The organism is Psychrobacter sp. W2-37-MNA-CIBAN-0211 (genome assembly GCF_040309405.1).
In the GTDB taxonomy this organism is placed as follows: domain Bacteria; phylum Pseudomonadota; class Gammaproteobacteria; order Pseudomonadales; family Moraxellaceae; genus Psychrobacter; species Psychrobacter glaciei.
Genome location: NZ_JBEOOU010000020.1, coordinates 1 through 17,665, shown reverse-complemented (window position 1 = coordinate 17,665; position 17,665 = coordinate 1). Strand labels below are relative to the sequence as shown.

Below are 17,665 nucleotides of genomic sequence, written 5' to 3'. Positions count from 1 at the left end.
CTGATATTGAAGATCCGCGTGTACAACAGCTTGCTGACGATATTATAAAAGCGCAAAAACGTGAAATCGCTGAGATGCAAGCGCTTATCACAGATCTAGAGTAAAAGATTATAAGAGTGTTTTAAACTAAGGAAATAGTAATCTATCGAATGGTTACAGTACTCATGTAGGTCCCTTCACTCAAAGTTCTCATCCACCGCAGATTCAAAATCCTACTAGTCAAAAAGGTAGTGAAAGGATTAATAGGCATGGAACAAAACAGAACGACTCGTTATCAGCAAGATAGCCTAACCTTATCAGGCACAGTTATGCTAGGTACCGGTGTCATGATTGGCGCCGGTATTTTTGCATTGACTGGGCAGATGGCTCAGATGACAGGTTCGCTTTTCCCATTGGCTTTTTTGGCTGCTGCAATCGTTGTTTCTTTTAGTGCCTATTCCTATATCAAAATATCTAACGCCTATCCGTCAGCTGGTGGTGTTGCGATGTACTTGCATCAGGCATACGGAGATCGTTTGCCAACCGGGTTTAACGCCTTACTGATGTATTTTTCTATGGTTATTGCACAGAGCTTTCTGGCTCGGACGTTCGGGTCATATACGATGCAGCTGTTCGGTGGTGATGATAGTGGCCGTATGGTGTCCGTCCTTGGCGCAGCGCTTATTCTTGCTGCATTTCTGATTAACCTGCTCAGTAATCGTTGGATCCAAGGGGTCGCCTCCATTATTGGCATTCTCAAGATTGTCGGTATTCTTGTCTTTGGATTGGTTGGGGTCTGGCTGGCTGATAGTCTTGCAGTTGACTCCTCTACATTGGAAGACACGGGTACCGTTGGCAACTTTCTTGGCGCAACGGCGCTAGGCATACTGGCATTTAAGGGCTTTACCACGATAGCCAATAGTGGCTCAGAGGTAAAAGACCCGCATCGTAACGTTGGTCGAGCCATCATTATTTCGATTGCAGTTTGCGTAGTGATTTACACCTTGGTGGGCTTCGCTGTAGCAAGCAATCTATCTCTTGCTGAAATTATTGAAACTCGTGATTACTCTCTGGCTGCCGCTGCACGCCCAGCGCTGGGCGATTATGGTCTGTGGTTCACAGTGGCAATCGCAATGATAGCTACTGCTGGAGGTCTTCTTGCTAGTATCTTCGCAGTCTCTCGTATGCTTGCAATGTTGACCGAGATGAAGCTGGTACCTCATCGCCACTTCGGGATGCCCGGAAGTATCCAGAAGCACACGCTCGTCTATACCGTAGTGCTGGGCTTGGCTTTCACGACATTGTTTGATTTGTCACGTATTGCAGCGCTTGGGATTGTTTTTTATCTAATTATGGATATTGCCATTCATTGGGGTGTTCTGCGATACCTTCGTCAAGACGTGAAAGCTGTGATATGGGTACCGGCAGTGGCCATATTTCTTGATCTTTTGGTTCTCGGTGGCTTTGTCTGGATTAAACTGAATTCAGATCCATTTGTGATTGGCGTAGCAATTGTCACCATTGTAGTGATTGCTGTGGCTGAGCAGATTTACCTCAAGTCGTCAGCGAGGAGAAAATCTATCGAAAAAGATGCATTGGCACATCACCATTAATGCTAATACTATGATCTATGGAGAAATACTATGATTAATGGAACGATGATGAACGGAACAATGATGCAGGGCATGGGCTGGGGTGGATGACACCTTTAAAAGCTTGCACGCTTCGTCAGCTACAGCATGAAGTTTCACTGAATAAATTTATCTCGGGAACATCTTGAGAGGCCCGTACGGTGTAATACTTTACAAGTACAATATACTGGAACATAATATATATATATAAAATATAAAGATTGGTATGTCGGACGCCGTCTACTGCATCAGACAAGGAGTTATCATGATCTTTCGGCAATTGTATGAACCCCTTTCAAGCACCTACACTTATCTGTTGGGGGACGAAGACACAGGGCAAGCTGTCCTTATTGATCCGGTCATTGCAACAATGGACCGCGACTTGGCCGAGGTGCGTAAGTTAGGCCTGCATTTGGTCTACACAGTTGATACGCATATCCATGCGGACCATATCACCGCGGCGTTGGAGTTGAAGCACGCTGTTGGCAGCAAGATCGCCGCGCCTGCCTACGACCGGCTGCCATGTGCGGATGTCGGGCTCGAAGAGGGCATACCTTTGAAGGTTGCTGGCATTACCTTACATCCTTTACATACGCCAGGGCACACCGCTGGGCATTTTGCCTATCTCTTTAATGAGCGTGTGTTCACTGGGGATGCTTTACTCATTGACGGGTGCGGCCGGACCGACTTCCAGAACGGTGACGTCGATGCACTGTATAAATCTGTGCGGCAGAAGCTGTTTTCTTTACCAGGCGACACTTTGGTTTACCCCGCGCACGACTATCAGGGGCGCTTTGTGTCTTCGATCAATCAGGAAAAGAAGCGCAATCCACGGCTTGGTGGGGATACGACAATCGAAGAGTTCAAGGTCATCATGGACAACCTAAACCTACCGTATCCAAAATTCATCGACTACGCTGTTCCCGGCAACCAGCAATGTGGCGTTTGCCCAGATGACTTGCCAGACAACCTAGCCAGTTATTGTCGCCAGATGACGCAGAGCCCACAGGGCTGATATGACTGGTTTCAGGGAAATTGACGATGGCCGGTTCATCGGCTCCCAACCTGGTTAGGAATAGTGGATTGGATTACATCAATATGACGGTCAATTCAATCAGACAAAAGCTGATTATTTTTAAGCCTATCTTGGATCGATGTCATTAACGGGCATTCAATATTCTTATGCTGAGCTCGCACACTACCATTAATGCTAATACTATGATCTATGGAGAAATAATATGATGAACGGTATGATGAACGGAACAATGATGCAAGGCATGGGCTGGGGAATGATGATTGTCTGCTTGTTTTTTGCGCTACTATTTTTTACTGTGATCGTGTTGGTATTTATGGCACTTCTCAAATATCTGCGCAAACCAGACTGAACCTCATAATAAATAACTAAATTTGGCAGTAGAAAAACGGTGTTCGGGTACCAATTTCGTAGAGTCTAAATCTCTACCCATCGTCTTCAAGGAGTGATTTCATAAAACACGGTATGCACAAAGAAAGTAGGGAAAACGAGTTATGAATGAGCTATTTGAACACGCTGGCGCCTGGGGTCTCGCACTAATTGTTATTGTTTTGATTTCTTGGTTCTTCTACCGTTATTTCGCACCGAAGAACTGGCGTGAATGGGCTGGAGCCGGTGTAGTTCAGGCTTTCATTATCGCGCTCTATGCAGAAATGTATGGCTTTCCGCTCACCATTTATTTGTTGATCCGTTTCTTTGGTTTGGACAGCGAATATGTCAGTGCCAGTTTATGGTCAACTCTCGTTGGTCTGGGTGAAACGGGCATGATGATCTCTATGCTACTCGGCTATGCTATTGCATTTTTAGGAGTCGGTCTTTTTGCTCAAGGTTGGCGCCAAGTCCACAAAGCACGGGGCGAAAATCGCCTAATGACTGAAGGACTCTATGCCTACGTGCGACATCCCCAGTACACTGGGCTGTTTATCGCGCTGTTCGGGGAAGGCGTAGTACATTGGCCAACCCTGTTCTCGATCGGCCTCTTCCCAGTGATTGTGCTAGTGTATACGTGGCTAGCTCGACGTGAGGAAAAACACATGCTTGAAGCGTTCGGTGAAGACTACCTGACCTACAAACGGCGAGTGCCAATGTTCATTCCCCGCTGGGGACGCTGGCGTCAGCTTGCTGCCGCCTCACAAGCCAAAAAGTGATATCAACTCAATGTAAAGCTTTTACTGATACAGCACGCTTGGTATTGAACGGACAGACAAACGGTTGGTTGGATCAGGTGTGAAGTGCATTACGCAATACCGAGGAGAGCCAAAATGAACGAATTGAATTCAACAACGAATACTTTAAGAATTGGCCCTGTGGGCAACAGCGTGTCTTTGTTTCTGCTCATCAGCTATCTCTTGTGCATAGGTTTTGGGCTAATCGCACCTGAGCAGATAAGCATGCATGAGGCTTGGGCACCGCTGCTACCTGGTTTTGAATGGTTGACATGGTCAGGTTTCCTGATTGGGCTTATCGAATCCTATCTTTATGGGTGGTATTTTGCGATTGTGTTTGTGCCGCTATATCGCTGGTTTGCCAAAGTACGATGAGTTTATTGTAGCGGTTGAACCTTCGGCTCAGATAGGTCAGCTATACTGAGAACGACTAACAGTGCACTGATCTTGGATGGCATCAAAAGCTGGCAACTTAATCCTAAACTATCATTGCAATCAATAACGGAAACATAGTCATGAAACACGATACGACAAAAAAAACTTCGGACAATGAAGACCATGATTGCTGTGACGATACAGCGAATACAGGCATAGAACCTAATAAAGATAGCACTTACGACAAGGTGCCGACCAGCTACAGTGGTACAGTTTATACCTGCCCAATGCATCCCGAAGTCAGGGACGTCGAGGATAGTGGTTGTCCGATATGTAAAATGTCTCTTAAACCTGAAGACACTGTTACCGAGATGGAGGAGATGAAAGACAGTCACGTAGGCTGCCATAGTACGGCGAATACAGATGAAAAATCTGTTAAAGGCGGCAAGCATGACAAGGTGCCAGCTGGCTACAGCGGAACAATCTATACCTGCCCTATGCATCCTGAAGTCAGGGACATCGAGGATAGCGGCTGTCCAATATGCAAAATGTCTCTCAAACCTGAAGACACTGTTGCAGAGATGGAAGAGATGGCAGAGATGGAAGATAACCACGCAAGCTGCCATAGTCATAATGACAGCGCTTCGAATAAAGATATAAAATCTGTCAAAGGTGGCAAGTACGATCTGGTACCAGCTGGCTACAGCGGTATGGTCTATATCTGTCCCATGCATCCTGAGGTTAGAGACGTGGAGAATAGTGGCTGTCCGATATGCGGCATGGCGCTTGAGCCAGAGACGGCTACTATCGGTGAGGAGGACACCTCAGAGCTCGATGATATGACGCGCCGTTTCTGGATATGTACGGCACTGACCATACCGCTATTTTTATATGCAATGAGTGACATGGTCGGGATAAACCTAGACAGCCTTATTCAGGGCGGTCAGGGCGATATCTCTGGGCAGATTGCTCAGTGGATTCAGCTGGCGCTTGCGACGCCAGTTGTGCTCTGGGGCGCAGCGCCGTTCTTTGTCCGCGGTTGGCAATCCGTAAAAAGCCGAAACCTGAATATGTTTACTCTGATTGCGGTGGGCGTAGGCGCTGCTTTTGGTTTCAGTCTGGTAGCAACCTTTTTGCCGGGTATTTTTCCAGATAGCTTCAGAGACGCCTCTGGTCAAGTTGGGGTTTACTACGAAGCAGCAGCAGTCATTGTGACACTGGTGCTATTGGGTCAGGTTCTGGAGCTCAAGGCCAGAAGTCAGACCTCTGGCGCGATTCGTGCTCTACTCGAGCTGGCACCACCAACGGCAAGACGTGTAGATGAGAACGATATCGAGACAGAAGTGTCACTTGACGAAGTTGTCAGTGGCGACAGATTGCGAGTGAAGCCAGGAGAAAAGCTTCCTGTAGACGGCACGGTGCTAGATGGCAGTAGCAGCATTGATGAGTCGATGGTGACTGGCGAACCAATTCCAGTCTTAAAGGAACAAGGTGATACAGTCACCGGCGGCACAGTAAACGGTACTGGGACCCTATTGGTTGAAGCAGTCGATGTTGGTGAGGACACCGTATTGTCCAAAATTGTCAAGATGGTTGCTGAAGCTCAGCGTAGCCGAGCGCCAATACAGAAACTGGTGGATAAAGTAGCTGGTTGGTTCGTGCCAGTTGTTCTGGTTACCTCTGTCGTAACCTTTATTGTTTGGGCTGTGTTCGGACCTGCGCCTGCAATGGCTTTTGCATTGGTCAATGCTATCGCGGTATTAATCATAGCCTGCCCTTGTGCGTTGGGACTCGCCACGCCAATGTCGATCATGGTTGGTACTGGCAAAGGTGCGCAGAATGGAGTGCTCATTAAGAACGCTGAAGCGTTAGAGAGCATGGAAAAAGTTGACACCATCGTCGTGGACAAAACCGGAACACTGACAGCAGGCAAACCAGAACTTACCGCTATCGAAGCGCTTGGCGACTTAGATGAGGATGAACTCCTTGTACTCGTCGCAGCGGTAGAGAGTGCTAGCGAACATCCTCTGGCAGAAGCTATCGTTAGAGCGGCTCAAGAAAGATCACTCATTATTCCTAAAGCTACTGACTTTAATTCGACTACTGGCGAAGGCGTACAAGCCGTGGTCGATGGTAAGAAAGTCGCTATTGGTAACTCTAAGCTTATGGAAAGCCTAAATAGTTTTGATAATGAGCTGTCCATTAAAGCTGATGTCCGTAGAAAAGACGGTGAAACGGTAATGTTTGTGGCTATAGATGGTAAAGCTGCTGGTATTATTTCAGTTGCTGACCCTATTAAACCAAGCACCAAAGAGGCTATTTCACTGCTTCATGACGCGGGACTAAAAGTCGTCATGCTAACGGGTGATAACGAAAAAACCGCGCAGGCAGTCGCCAATAAATTAGGTATCGATGAAGTCCATGCCGACGTCTCACCAGAGGACAAAAACCGTATCGTCAAAGAGATGCAAGATAGCGGTAAATTGGTAGCAATGGCAGGTGACGGTATCAACGATGCGCCCGCACTAGCGCAGGCTAATGTTGGTATCGCTATGGGAACGGGTACCGATGTGGCGATGGAGAGTGCGGGTATTACCCTGCTAAAAGGTGATTTAATGGGCATTGCTAAAGCTTATAAGCTTAGCCACGCCACCATGCGCAATATCAGACAGAACCTGTTTTTTGCCTTTATTTACAATGCACTTGGTGTCCCAATTGCCGCAGGTGTGCTCTATCCCGTATTTGGGCTTCTACTTAGTCCAATGATAGCAGCGGCAGCTATGAGCTTGTCGTCATTCTCGGTGATTGTTAACGCGCTTAGACTACGTAGGTTGGACTTGTGATATGAATGTTAGGAAAAATTGTCAAAACGTAATGCCCAATACGGGTTTTATTAGAATTTAAAAATAAGGATATCGTTATGGGTAGTTTTTCTATTACACATTGGCTGATTTTGTTAGTAGTCGTAGTGGTTGTATTTGGTACCGCTAAGCTCAAAAACGCGGGTAAAGATTTAGGCGGTGCGGTAAAGGGCTTTAAAGAAGCGGTAAAAGATGAAGAGACCGAGCATACTCGCAAAAACCGCGCACTTAGTCATGAAGGCAATCTGCCAGTACCAGATACTGACTCAAATACACAGGCTGATGATATAGAAATCAACCCTGCTACCACTGATAATAAGCAGAAAGTATGAAATGCGCCGCTATAGATGGCGATACTCAATAGCCTATTAATTAATATATTTGTCTGTTATGTTTGATATCGGGTTTTCCGAGTTACTCTTGTTTGGCGTCATAGCCTTAATCGTATTGGGCCCAGAAAAACTGCCGCAGGCCGCACGTACGGCTGGGCAATGGTATGCCAAACTGCGCCGTACAGTATCCACTTTACAGTCTGAAATAGAAGCTGAGCTTGATCTGGCTGAAACGCGCCAACAAATGCAAAATGAGCTTGCAAAAATCCGTCAGACTGAGTCAGATATGAAGCGTGAACTAGCAGAGATGCGCGGTAGTATGCAAAAGTTTGAAGACTCGCAGAATCAAAGCTTAGACGCTTCACATCAACCAACCGATCCTCATCAGCCAAATATTTCTTCTTCACCTATAGAAAAGGTGAATGAATGAGCTTATTTAAACGCCAAAAAAATCGACAAAAAAAGTTAGCGGATACAAATATTAAAGCCCCAGACACTGCCCATAGTGATGAGGCTGATAATGTGCTGAATGCGCTCAGTGATATGCCTATTACTGAACACTTGATTGAACTACGCAAGCATCTCATCAAAATATGCGTAGCCGTTTTGATTGTTTTCTTAGCATTGGTAGGGTTTTCGCGTGAACTCTACAACCTTTTATCAGACCCTCTAGTTGCACAGTTGCCTGCGAACTCGACTATGATTGCCACTGACATTACCTCAAACTTTATGGCACCTATTCGCTTGACAATTTTCGTTGCTGCATTTGTAGTGATGCCTTATATTCTGTATCAAATTTGGTCATTTATAGCTTCTGGCTTATATAAAAAAGAGAAGAAAATTGCCATTCCTGTGCTGTTTTCTTCGATATTTCTATTTTATACGGGTGTTGCCTTTGCCTACTTTGTGGTACTCAAAGGCGTATTAAAGTTCTTTATCCTATTCGCTCCGCAGAATGTCATACCTATGACCGATATTGATAGTTATCTGAGCTTTGCACTCAAGTTGTTTATGGTGTTTGGACTGACTTTTGAGATTCCAGTGGTTACTTTACTATTGATAATGGTCGGTATCGTATCCACTCAGAGTCTAGAGAGTAAGCGCCGATATATCATTGTTGGTTGTTTTGCTGTGGCAGCTGTAGTTACACCACCCGATGGTGTCTCAATGCTATTGCTAGCGATTCCGATGTGGCTACTGTTCGAGTTAGGTTTGTTTTTAGCAAAAGTGCTAATCAAAGAAGAGCATAAAACTGTTTAACCTCGCAAAGTAGCTATGGCGCACAATGACTATTTTATAAAACAACTATAAAAACAACCTTATCTTAAACATTTCAAATACCTTTTTTACTTTGGCTGTCTTCTAAACCTTATCAGCATACCCACTAAACTTAGTAATGAGATTTAAATGGAACACCTAAGCAATAACCAAGATAAAGTGAATGACAATCTTGCAGATCAACTTAATAAAGAGTGCTATTGCCGTACTTTAGATCGTAAAGTACTTAATACTAGCCTTCAAAATCAATTGTCAGACACTAGAGACAACCCAATAGGAGCTAATGAGCTTAATAAAATTTTTTCAGCAACACCGGTGTTTGTCCCCAAAACAGAGATAGAGACAATGGTGCGAATTGTCGCAGCTATTGAGTCGGCTGCTAGACTTCCATTTTACCAACAGCAAGTATTGTCATGGGCACCCAAAATTGCTGCTTTCGATCCAGGGCCAATAGGAGCCTTTATGGGTTATGACTTTCACTTAGGTAGCGATGGCCCTCAACTTATTGAGATCAATACTAACGCTGGAGGCGCATTTTTAAACGTAGCACTTGCCCGCGCACAAAAACAATGCTGCCACCCTTCCGAGCAAAGTGCTGATACTACTAAAATGCTTGATGGCTTTGAAGAAGCCGTCACTAACATGTTCATACAAGAGTGGCAGCGACAATCGGCTACTGCCATGCCTAATCGCATAGCTATTATCGATAATGATCCCAAAAGTCAGTTCATGTATTTAGAGTTTCAGCTGGCTTGCCGACTACTTCAAGCTAAGGGCATTGATACCGTTATACTTGATCCGTCTGAAATTAACTATGTTGATGGCAAGCTGACAGCGCATGGTAAGCCCATTGATATGATCTATAATCGGTTGGTCGACTTTGCATTTGAAAACCCTAACCACGCCGTGCTTAAAAGTGCCTATCTAGAGGGTGCGGTAGTAGTAACGCCTAATCCTCATGTCCATGCTATATTTGCGAATAAGCGCAACTTAGCCTTACTATCCGATCCGCAAACTTTGCAGTCGTGGGGACTAGATAATGATGATGCAAAATGTCTAGAAAGGGCAGTGCCAACTACCAAAATGGTTATAAAAGAGGATGCAGCAGAGTTATGGCGTACTCGGGGACAATTGTTTTTTAAGCCAGTTGCTGGATATGGAAGCAAAGGCGTCTATCGCGGTAGCAAGCTCACTCGACGCGTTTTTGAGAACATTCTGGATGAGGATTATATTGCACAGACCTTTATACCTGCTACAGAGCGATCAATAAAAATCGATGATGTTGTGACGACCAAAAAAGTAGATATACGTCTTTATACCTATGCAGGACAGCTGTTACTAACTGCTGGGCGTATCTATCAAGGTCAAGCGACTAATTTTCGCACACCAGGGGGTGGATTTGCGCCTGTTTTCCAAGTGTGATCATTTGGGTTTGGCTTTTAAGCAGTGTTTACTATTTGGATTATTCTAAGTACTAATGCAATAATCAAAATATCATGCTGAACTGGAAAAATGATGATTCAACTCTTTATTCATTACTTTCTGCATCAAAATAATTGGCTTAGGATTACTATATCCGATACTGAATAAAAGGGATACGTTATCTTATGAGGCGAAACGGGCATAAGTTTTTCTGGCTTATTGTGCTTACACCGATAGGAAGAAACAACTACAGTTGATAGATAGAGCGTGGTAATCTGTGCCGTTCCTTCGACTATAACATGACTTTCTTGAAGAGGGTAAAAAGTGGTTCTGGCAATCATAATGGCAGCGATTCTGATCGCTGTCTGCACGACAATACATTACGGCGCGTTAAAGTTCTCGTCACAGTTTGTGACGCCGTCTAGGACACTGTCTTGGGGTCGCAGTCGGCTCAATCGTACTTGCCCATACGTTCGAGGCGTTGCTCTACGCTGCTGGCTTCTGGTTTGCTGTGCACGACCTTGAGGTCGGTAACCTCGTATCGTCCTCATCTAGCGATGGTAGCTCTCTTAATTTTATGGACTACTTTTACTTTTCGCTAGTCAACTTCACAACGCTTGGGCGAGGCGATCTCATGCCCAACGGACATCTACGATTCATGACTGCTATGGAGGCTTTCCACGGTTTCCTATTGATTACAGTATCCGGAACCTTTGTTCTTCAGATCATGAGTGGTAAAAAACCCCTTTCAAATTAGCTAAACGCCCTCTCAACGATATATCGAGCAGAGTTTCATACCTCAGGTCAGGACATGGATGTTGACTATGCCGGAAGCGCTTTGAGAGAATGTCGGTGTAGTTTTACTCGATCTACTCGCGTTCGGTACGCTTCGAAACCAGCCACCCAAGGAACATCCATTTGACAGCGTAGATTAATATTATCGGAATGACCATCCACTGAAAGAGCGGCAACGCACCTATGCTTAGTAACGGAACATCAGGCATCAGACCACTATAATTCCACCTTTGGCCAGCTCCAGTTGCCCAGTATTCAAAGAGTATTGTCACAATCAGGCCAACGCCAAGGTATATCGATAAAGTCGACAGAAGCCACTGCTTTGAAATCCAGAACCAGTCTTTTACAAACAACGCCCCAAGCACGTAGGCGCCAAAGGCAATATTGGCATCACCGAAGGTCGCACGTGTACAAAGCCAGACCACCTCCCAGTGGCTCGCTTCTGCCATGCCTGAGAAGAACGGTACCTGTGCCATCTCCCAAAAAAAATGGAGAAAGAAACTTACGCTCCACACCATCAGGGCAAGCACAGCTGACGCTGCTGCTCGGCACGATTGGTTTACAAGAGTCATAATTCCTCCAAAAATAGCCATAGCAATAAATACAGTTGCATGTTTACTCGTTCCTCATTACCAGACCGAGTTACCGTTTACTGGCGTCTCTCAACGGTAGATTAGCATGTTACCTGCTGCGCGTGTTTATCACGGTCAGATGACCAACTTCCGTATGCCAGGTGGTGGATTCGCGCCTGTCTTTCAGGTGTGAAGGTATACCTCAGATCGTGTATGATACTCTTAGAACACTTTTTAAAACACCCTCTTAAATCGGAAAAAGCGATGACTCAAACCGTTATCCATTATTTTCTACACTTTGGTATGCCGTTTATCATCGCCTATATGTTTTTTCGTAGTGACTATAAGCGAGTTTATTTGATCCTATTAGCAACCATGCTAGTTGATTTAGATCATCTGCTAGCGACACCTATCTTTTCGCCCAATCGTTGTAGTATTAATTTCCATCCGCTACATACTTATTATGCGATGGCAGTATATGCGGGCATGTTGTTTTTACCAAAGCCCTATAAGGTAATTGGTTTAGGGTTATTACTACATATGTTGACTGATTTAAATGACTGCATAATGACTTATCTTGATTGTCCACAGTGCTTGAGTGGGGCTCCTGCCCGTGAGTTGGTAGCGTGGTTAGGCAGAGCTATTAAGTTTTAATACGGTTGGGACTACATCCCTTTGTACCTCTCTCACAAATCATCTCTTTAATGACTCCTAGAAGTAGATATATCGCTATCCAATCCTAAATAAGTCCTCGCATTAGACCGCTTGTGTTCCAATTCGAGGATTGAGTTTGTCTAGCTTGTTACTCTAAGCTTAGTGAGATAGCTCTGTTTCTAATCAGGTATAGCGGCAAGAACTAACCGCTACTTCTTCAGTTTGGCCTGATTGTTCAATGCTCCGCGTGTAGTATTAAGCAAATCTGCGACGTTGTGTAATAAAATATAGTCTCTTTATCAACAAGATAGGAATTTAAGCTATATCATTGATGATATTAGACAGATAAGTGGTTATGCAAGAGACGTGGGTATACTAGATAAGCTAGGCTACCATACGGTAGAGGAGCAGTCATCAAAGGTTGTTAGTCGCGTTGTTATCTACACTGATCAAGATAAGGGAAATAAGCTACCTATAGTTTAACTGTTGGCAAATCGATTGACAGGTGGAAGGCATGCACACAAACTCATAGCTCATTCGTTATTAAAGAGTGGACTGTCTCTTATGTTTTTATATGTATAAAATAGCCAGCCCTTATAAATAAAAGGCTTGATCTAAAATTCAGACACAAAAAAACCTCAAACAATATGATATTTGAGGCGAACCATGAATAAAACTTAAGCTATAAATAGTGGTGCGCTCGGCGGGAATCGAACCCACGACCCTCGGCTTCGGAGACCGATACTCTATCCAACTGAGCTACGAGCGCATAATACGAGTTGACTGCTAGGTTGCTTAATACTGCGTTTAATTGAGTATGATTGGCAGGGCAGTCTGTCGAAAAATAAAGACCGCCTAGTCTAACAAATAAAAGCCAGAAAGCCAATGAGCGAAGCCCGCTATTGACGTTTTTTAAGAAAAAACAGGATAGTCAGTAAACAAGCATGGCAATTTGCCCGTCTTTTCCCTTATAATGTCAGGGAAAATTCATATTTATAATCACCGATTACAAGTGCGCGCGCTGACGGGATGGCTGTTTGCTATTGATGACGAAATGTTTGTCGTCGAAGGAGGATAAACAGAATGTCCAAATCATGCGAGCCCTTGTATCTGTAATAAGAGAACGTGACGAATGAGAAAAGTAGTGATGTTATCGGCAGCTGCCATTCTAGGAATTGCTAGTATCGCGGTGAGCCAAGCGGAAGATGTTGCAGGCACACCTGTAACTGTCTCTGATGTAGCAGAAGCGCAAGATGTGGTCGAAAACGCGCCACAACAGTTAGGTGATGATACTCAAGCTGCCGCCGATACTACAGATGACACTGCTGCGGTCGATGCGAGCGGGCAAGCAGACGGTACTACAGATGACGCTGCGGCAACGGAAGAAGTGGCAGCAGCAGCGCCTGCGGCGGATGAAGAACCCATTCCACAAGATACGCCGCAAGTACAAAAGCTCATTGCTTTGTATCCTAACTTGATTGCTCGTATTCAGCCTGTCGCTACAGTATGTTTCGAAGACGATGAGGTTTGTGATGTAACGGCACGCTCATCAGGTCCTTCGGCAGGTGATGGCCCTCGCGATGGCAAAGCAGTATACAATGCCGTGTGTCAGACTTGTCATGCTTCAGGTTTACTTGGTTCACCTATGTTAGGGGATGCAGGGGCTTGGGGACCACGTATAGCAAAAGGTAAAGATACTCTATACACCCATGCGATCAATGGCTTCAACGCGATGCCTGCTAAAGGTGGTGCGGACATTCCGGATGAAGAAGTTCAGAATGCAGTAGATTATATGGTTGGTGAAGCCAGCTAATTATTGCTCAGCCATTACTGACCGTGATGAATAGCTTACTAAGCTTTTAAGATACGCATTGACTAAGCGCTTATTTCATTTAATGAGGTAGGCGCTTTTTTAATGATGAGTATTATTAATATGGTGCTTCTAATAGAACACAGTTGAAATTCGTTGCTAATAGCCTCACCTTAAGACATTAGATTGTCTCTGCCAAATATTAGGGCCTGTCATCAATTAGCGTATTTACACATTTGCTGGTCTTAAAATAACTAAAGCCTGTTAAACACTGTCAGAAATCTTGTCAATATATTTATATCTACGGCGATTTCCTCCTTATTTAGCAGCAGTACTTCTCATTTTAAGCCGCACGATCTAAGTGATGCCACGCCCTAGTATTTTAATAGTCAATTTTCACATAAATTTATAACAAATAAAGAGGTTTGCATGTCTGAGGCACCAGCGCTTACGATAAAAAATTTATCCAAGACTTATGACAATGGCTTTTCGGCATTGAAGGGAGTAGATCTTACAGTACCACAAGGTGGATTCTTTGCGTTACTTGGTCCCAATGGGGCGGGTAAATCAACAATGATTGGCATCATCAGCTCACTTTTTAAGCCCACAACAGGCAGTGTGCATATTTTTGGCAATGACTTGTTAGAGAATCCTTCGGTTGCTAAGCAATATCTTGGCGTAGTACCGCAAGAGTTTAACTTTAATATGTTCGAAAAAGTCGAAGATATTCTGATTACACAAGCAGGCTATTTTGGTATTTCTGCCAAAGAAGCAAAACCTCGGGCCGAGAGGCTATTGACCGCCCTTGGTTTATGGGACAAGCGCGACAGTATGTCACGCGAGCTGTCAGGTGGTATGAAACGTCGTTTGATGATTGCCCGAGCGTTGATCCACAAGCCTAAGCTATTGATTCTCGATGAACCAACCGCAGGGGTAGATATTGAGCTGCGCCGTTCTATGTGGGAATTCATGCAGCAGATTAATATCGAAGAGAACACCACGATTATTCTGACCACTCATTATCTTGAAGAGGCAGAGCAGCTTTGTAAGCGTATCGCTATTTTAGACCATGGTGAGATTCGAATTAATACGGATATGAAGGATTTGCTCGCGCAGTTATCGGTTGAGACTTTTGTCTTTGATATTTCTACCCCGCTTGAGCATCCGTTACAATTAACAGGTGTCACCGAAGTGACGCAGCCAGACGATTTTACGCTTGAAGTGACCTTAACAGAAGGTGAGTCATTGAATGGCGTGTTTGCGCAATTGTCTGAGCAAGGTATTACGATTGCTAGTATGCGCAATAAATCCAATCGGTTAGAAGAGTTGTTTATGCGCCTTGTCGACAAAAATATCCAGAATGGAGACAGTATGAAGGAGTCAGGACTATGAATCAGAAAATAGTAGTAGACCCTAATGACAGCATGTCATGGTCCAAAAAATGGATTGCTTTTCAGACGATTTTGCTAAAAGAAGTGCGCCGTATTTTACGTATTTGGCCACAGACTTTATTGCCACCCGTGATTACTATGACGCTATACTTCGTTATCTTCGGTAGAATGATAGGCGATAGAGTGGGTGAAATGGGCGGTGTGCCTTATATGCAATTCATCGTTCCTGGTCTTATTATGATGGCGGTGATTACCAATAGTTACTCTAATGTGGTCTCCAGCTTTTTTAGCGCCAAGTTTACTTCGAGTATTGAGGAGCTGTTGGTTTCTCCTGTTTCCAAGCACGCTATCTTGATGGGTTATGTCAGCGGTGGTATCTTCCGCGGCTTGGCCATCGCTATTATCGTCTCCATCGTCGCGCTGTTTTTTACAGATCTTGGCATTGAGCATTTATTTGTGACGGTATTTACTGTGCTTGGCACTTCGATACTCTTTTCGCTTGGCGGCTTTATTAACGCCGTCTTTGCCCGCTCATTTGATGATATTTCTATTATTCCGAGCTTTGTATTAACCCCTTTAACTTTTTTGGGTGGGGTATTTTACTCAATGGAAGGGTTATCAACATTTTGGCAAACCGTCTCCTTACTCAATCCCATTGTCTATATGGTAAACTCGTTTCGCTACGGGATTTTAGGGTATTCTGATGTCAATGTCTGGTATTCAATGGCCGCGATTTTTGTATTCTGCGTGGTGTTTTATATCATCTCGTATCGTCTGCTCAATGATGGCTCGCGTGTGCGTTTATAATGTCTATGATTTAACTTATGATGTCTATGATTTAAAAGACAGTGCATGCACTGTCTGATTAGTCTCTTTTAGAATCAATTTTAACTGTTCAATATTAGGAAGACAGATGAGTATTCACGGTATCTTGGGTGAGCAAACCACCGACTATCCAACTGAGTATAGTCCAGAAACCTTGTATCCTATTGCCCGCAGTATGGGGCGCGCTGCTATTGGCTGGCAAGACGATAAGTTGATGGTTGGCGTCGATTGGTGGCAGGCATTCGAGATGTCTTGGCTTAACCAGCAAGGTATTTCACAGGTTGCCATCGCGCGCTTTAGTATACCCGCTAGTTCTCCATTTATCGTCGAGTCAAAATCATTCAAGCTGTATCTAAACAGTATCAACTTTACTGAATTTACTAATTGGGTAGAGGTGCAAACGCTAATTGCTAAAGACTTGTCAGCATGTGTGCAAGCAGAAGTAACCGTTGAGTTGTTTGGTTTAGATGATGAGCAAGGCAATGAGCAGTCGGGATTATTAATTGCACAGCCTGAAGGGGTTTGTATCGATGATGCCTTAGCAGGTAGTAATGATAAAGTCGCATTATGCGAGCATCCCGATGCCTCGCTACTGAGTAACGCTGAAACGAATGTTAATTTAGAAATAGAAAGCTCTCAGTCCTACAATTTTTATTCAAATCTATTGCGCAGTAACTGTCCGGTGACCAATCAGCCCGATTGGGGCACATTGGCGGTTTCGATTATCAGTGATAAGACAGTCGACGAAGCTGCAATGCTGCGCTATATCTTAAGCTTTCGCCAGCACAATGGCTTTCATGAGCAGTGCGTGGAGCAAATATTCGCTGATTTGAGTCAATACTATGAGCCAAGCGAGCTGATGGTTCGTGCGTGGTATACGCGCCGAGGCGGTATCGATATCAACCCTTGTCGCGTGAGTGATATAAGCTTATTGCCGAAGCCAAGCCGTTTAATTCGTCAGTAGACTAAGAGTGCTTGCTAATATTCATCAAATCCGTTTATATACTTATATAGGCAAATGTTATTTTGCTTTGCTTGGGAGGTCGAGATGAAAGATGCAACTGGTTTTTTGACGGCGCTAGCGGCAGCTGCTTTGTCTATTTCTCTCATGCAATCGGCACAAGCGGAGTTTATCGAAAATCAATATAACTGTGAAGACGCTTATATGGAAGTGGCTTATGATTGTGGTAACGATGCGATTATAGTCGAAAAAAATCGTCTTAATAAAATTTATATGAGTGCTTATCGTACTTTGAATACGACACAAAAAGAGCAGTTGGATAAAGAGCAGCGTATATGGTTAAAGGATCGTAATGATAAGTGTGACTTTGAATACGAAGGTCCAATGAATAATTCTGTGGTGTACGCCCAGATTTACGCTAATGTCTGTACTGCTAATGAGAGTAAGAAACGTAGTAAGGCGATTGCTAAAAAATATAATATCAAATAACAATTTTCATTTTTTTAGGTGTAATGGACAAAATTCATGCTAGAAATTAGAAGGTAGTCGCTAATGGACAAAATTCATGTTATTTGAGTGT

18 protein-coding genes and 1 tRNA gene are annotated in these 17,665 nt (G+C 44.2%); 17 read left to right on the top strand and 2 right to left on the bottom strand.

Annotated features, from left to right (window positions below):
• The first annotated feature begins 248 nt into the window (after window positions 1-248).
• The 11 genes from AAEY72_RS13775 (at window position 249) to AAEY72_RS13725 (ending at window position 10,834) form a co-directional block, all read left to right on the top strand.
• A complete protein-coding gene (locus AAEY72_RS13775) occupies window positions 249-1,592 on the top strand; it encodes an APC family permease (protein WP_352311007.1) in 1,344 nt (447 codons plus the stop codon).
• Window positions 1,593-1,875: 283 nt separating this feature from the next.
• Window positions 1,876-2,625 carry an MBL fold metallo-hydrolase gene (locus tag AAEY72_RS13770; RefSeq protein WP_352311005.1) on the top strand — a complete coding sequence of 250 codons (750 nt, stop codon included), beginning with the start codon at window positions 1,876-1,878 and terminating at the stop codon, window positions 2,623-2,625.
• A 223-nt stretch (window positions 2,626-2,848) separates the two neighbouring features.
• Window positions 2,849-2,995 (top strand): hypothetical protein, encoded by a 147-nt coding sequence (locus tag AAEY72_RS13765; protein ID WP_352311003.1) that lies wholly within the window; start codon window positions 2,849-2,851, stop codon window positions 2,993-2,995.
• 142 nt (window positions 2,996-3,137) lie between these two features.
• Window positions 3,138-3,791, top strand: a complete 654-nt coding sequence (locus AAEY72_RS13760; RefSeq protein ID WP_352311002.1) for a methyltransferase family protein — start codon at window positions 3,138-3,140, stop codon at window positions 3,789-3,791.
• A 114-nt stretch (window positions 3,792-3,905) separates the two neighbouring features.
• Entirely contained in the window at window positions 3,906-4,184 is a 279-nt protein-coding gene (locus AAEY72_RS13755; RefSeq protein ID WP_352311000.1) for a DUF5676 family membrane protein, read from the top strand.
• Between the two features lie 140 nt (window positions 4,185-4,324).
• Window positions 4,325-7,027, top strand: a complete 2,703-nt coding sequence (locus AAEY72_RS13750) for a copper-transporting P-type ATPase (RefSeq protein ID WP_352310998.1) — start codon at window positions 4,325-4,327, stop codon at window positions 7,025-7,027.
• 77 nt (window positions 7,028-7,104) lie between these two features.
• Window positions 7,105-7,377 carry a Sec-independent protein translocase subunit TatA gene (gene tatA / locus AAEY72_RS13745; RefSeq protein WP_240216650.1) on the top strand — a complete coding sequence of 91 codons (273 nt, stop codon included), beginning with the start codon at window positions 7,105-7,107 and terminating at the stop codon, window positions 7,375-7,377.
• A 58-nt stretch (window positions 7,378-7,435) separates the two neighbouring features.
• Complete coding sequence (gene tatB / locus AAEY72_RS13740) at window positions 7,436-7,807, top strand: Sec-independent protein translocase protein TatB (protein ID WP_352310996.1); 372 nt, start codon at window positions 7,436-7,438, stop codon at window positions 7,805-7,807.
• A gap of 113 nt (window positions 7,808-7,920) precedes the next feature.
• Window positions 7,921-8,637: a twin-arginine translocase subunit TatC gene (gene tatC / locus AAEY72_RS13735; protein WP_371532759.1), complete on the top strand. Its 717-nt coding sequence runs from the start codon at window positions 7,921-7,923 to the stop codon at window positions 8,635-8,637.
• Window positions 8,638-8,784: 147 nt separating this feature from the next.
• The gene (locus tag AAEY72_RS13730) at window positions 8,785-10,077 is read left to right on the top strand and encodes an ATP-grasp domain-containing protein (protein WP_352310993.1); all 1,293 of its coding nucleotides are present in this window, start codon (window positions 8,785-8,787) and stop codon (window positions 10,075-10,077) included.
• Window positions 10,078-10,588: 511 nt separating this feature from the next.
• Window positions 10,589-10,834 carry an ion channel gene (locus AAEY72_RS13725; protein WP_352311011.1) on the top strand — a complete coding sequence of 82 codons (246 nt, stop codon included), beginning with the start codon at window positions 10,589-10,591 and terminating at the stop codon, window positions 10,832-10,834.
• A gap of 112 nt (window positions 10,835-10,946) precedes the next feature.
• Here the strand turns inward: AAEY72_RS13725 and AAEY72_RS13720 are convergent, their stop codons facing one another.
• Entirely contained in the window at window positions 10,947-11,444 is a 498-nt protein-coding gene (locus tag AAEY72_RS13720; protein WP_352310991.1) for a hypothetical protein, read from the bottom strand.
• Between the two features lie 264 nt (window positions 11,445-11,708).
• Between AAEY72_RS13720 and AAEY72_RS13715 the strand changes: the two genes are divergently transcribed.
• Entirely contained in the window at window positions 11,709-12,098 is a 390-nt protein-coding gene (locus tag AAEY72_RS13715; RefSeq protein ID WP_352310989.1) for a DUF6122 family protein, read from the top strand.
• Between the two features lie 692 nt (window positions 12,099-12,790).
• Here AAEY72_RS13715 and AAEY72_RS13710 read toward each other — a convergent pair.
• Window positions 12,791-12,867, bottom strand: a tRNA-Arg gene (locus tag AAEY72_RS13710).
• Between the two features lie 363 nt (window positions 12,868-13,230).
• On the opposite strand from AAEY72_RS13710, the gene AAEY72_RS13705 reads away from it, so the two are divergent.
• The 5 genes from AAEY72_RS13705 (at window position 13,231) to AAEY72_RS13685 (ending at window position 17,574) form a co-directional block, all read left to right on the top strand.
• Window positions 13,231-13,911 carry a c-type cytochrome gene (locus AAEY72_RS13705; protein WP_194621045.1) on the top strand — a complete coding sequence of 227 codons (681 nt, stop codon included), beginning with the start codon at window positions 13,231-13,233 and terminating at the stop codon, window positions 13,909-13,911.
• Window positions 13,912-14,337: 426 nt separating this feature from the next.
• On the top strand, window positions 14,338-15,300 hold the full coding sequence (locus tag AAEY72_RS13700) for an ABC transporter ATP-binding protein (RefSeq protein WP_189586204.1): 963 nt from the start codon (window positions 14,338-14,340) through the stop codon (window positions 15,298-15,300).
• A gap of 32 nt (window positions 15,301-15,332) precedes the next feature.
• A complete protein-coding gene (locus AAEY72_RS13695; RefSeq protein ID WP_352311009.1) occupies window positions 15,333-16,106 on the top strand; it encodes an ABC transporter permease in 774 nt (257 codons plus the stop codon).
• 106 nt (window positions 16,107-16,212) lie between these two features.
• Complete coding sequence (gene queF / locus AAEY72_RS13690) at window positions 16,213-17,088, top strand: NADPH-dependent 7-cyano-7-deazaguanine reductase QueF (RefSeq protein WP_352310987.1); 876 nt, start codon at window positions 16,213-16,215, stop codon at window positions 17,086-17,088.
• Between the two features lie 84 nt (window positions 17,089-17,172).
• Entirely contained in the window at window positions 17,173-17,574 is a 402-nt protein-coding gene (locus AAEY72_RS13685; RefSeq protein ID WP_352310985.1) for a lysozyme inhibitor LprI family protein, read from the top strand.
• The last annotated feature ends 91 nt before the right edge of the window (window positions 17,575-17,665 follow it).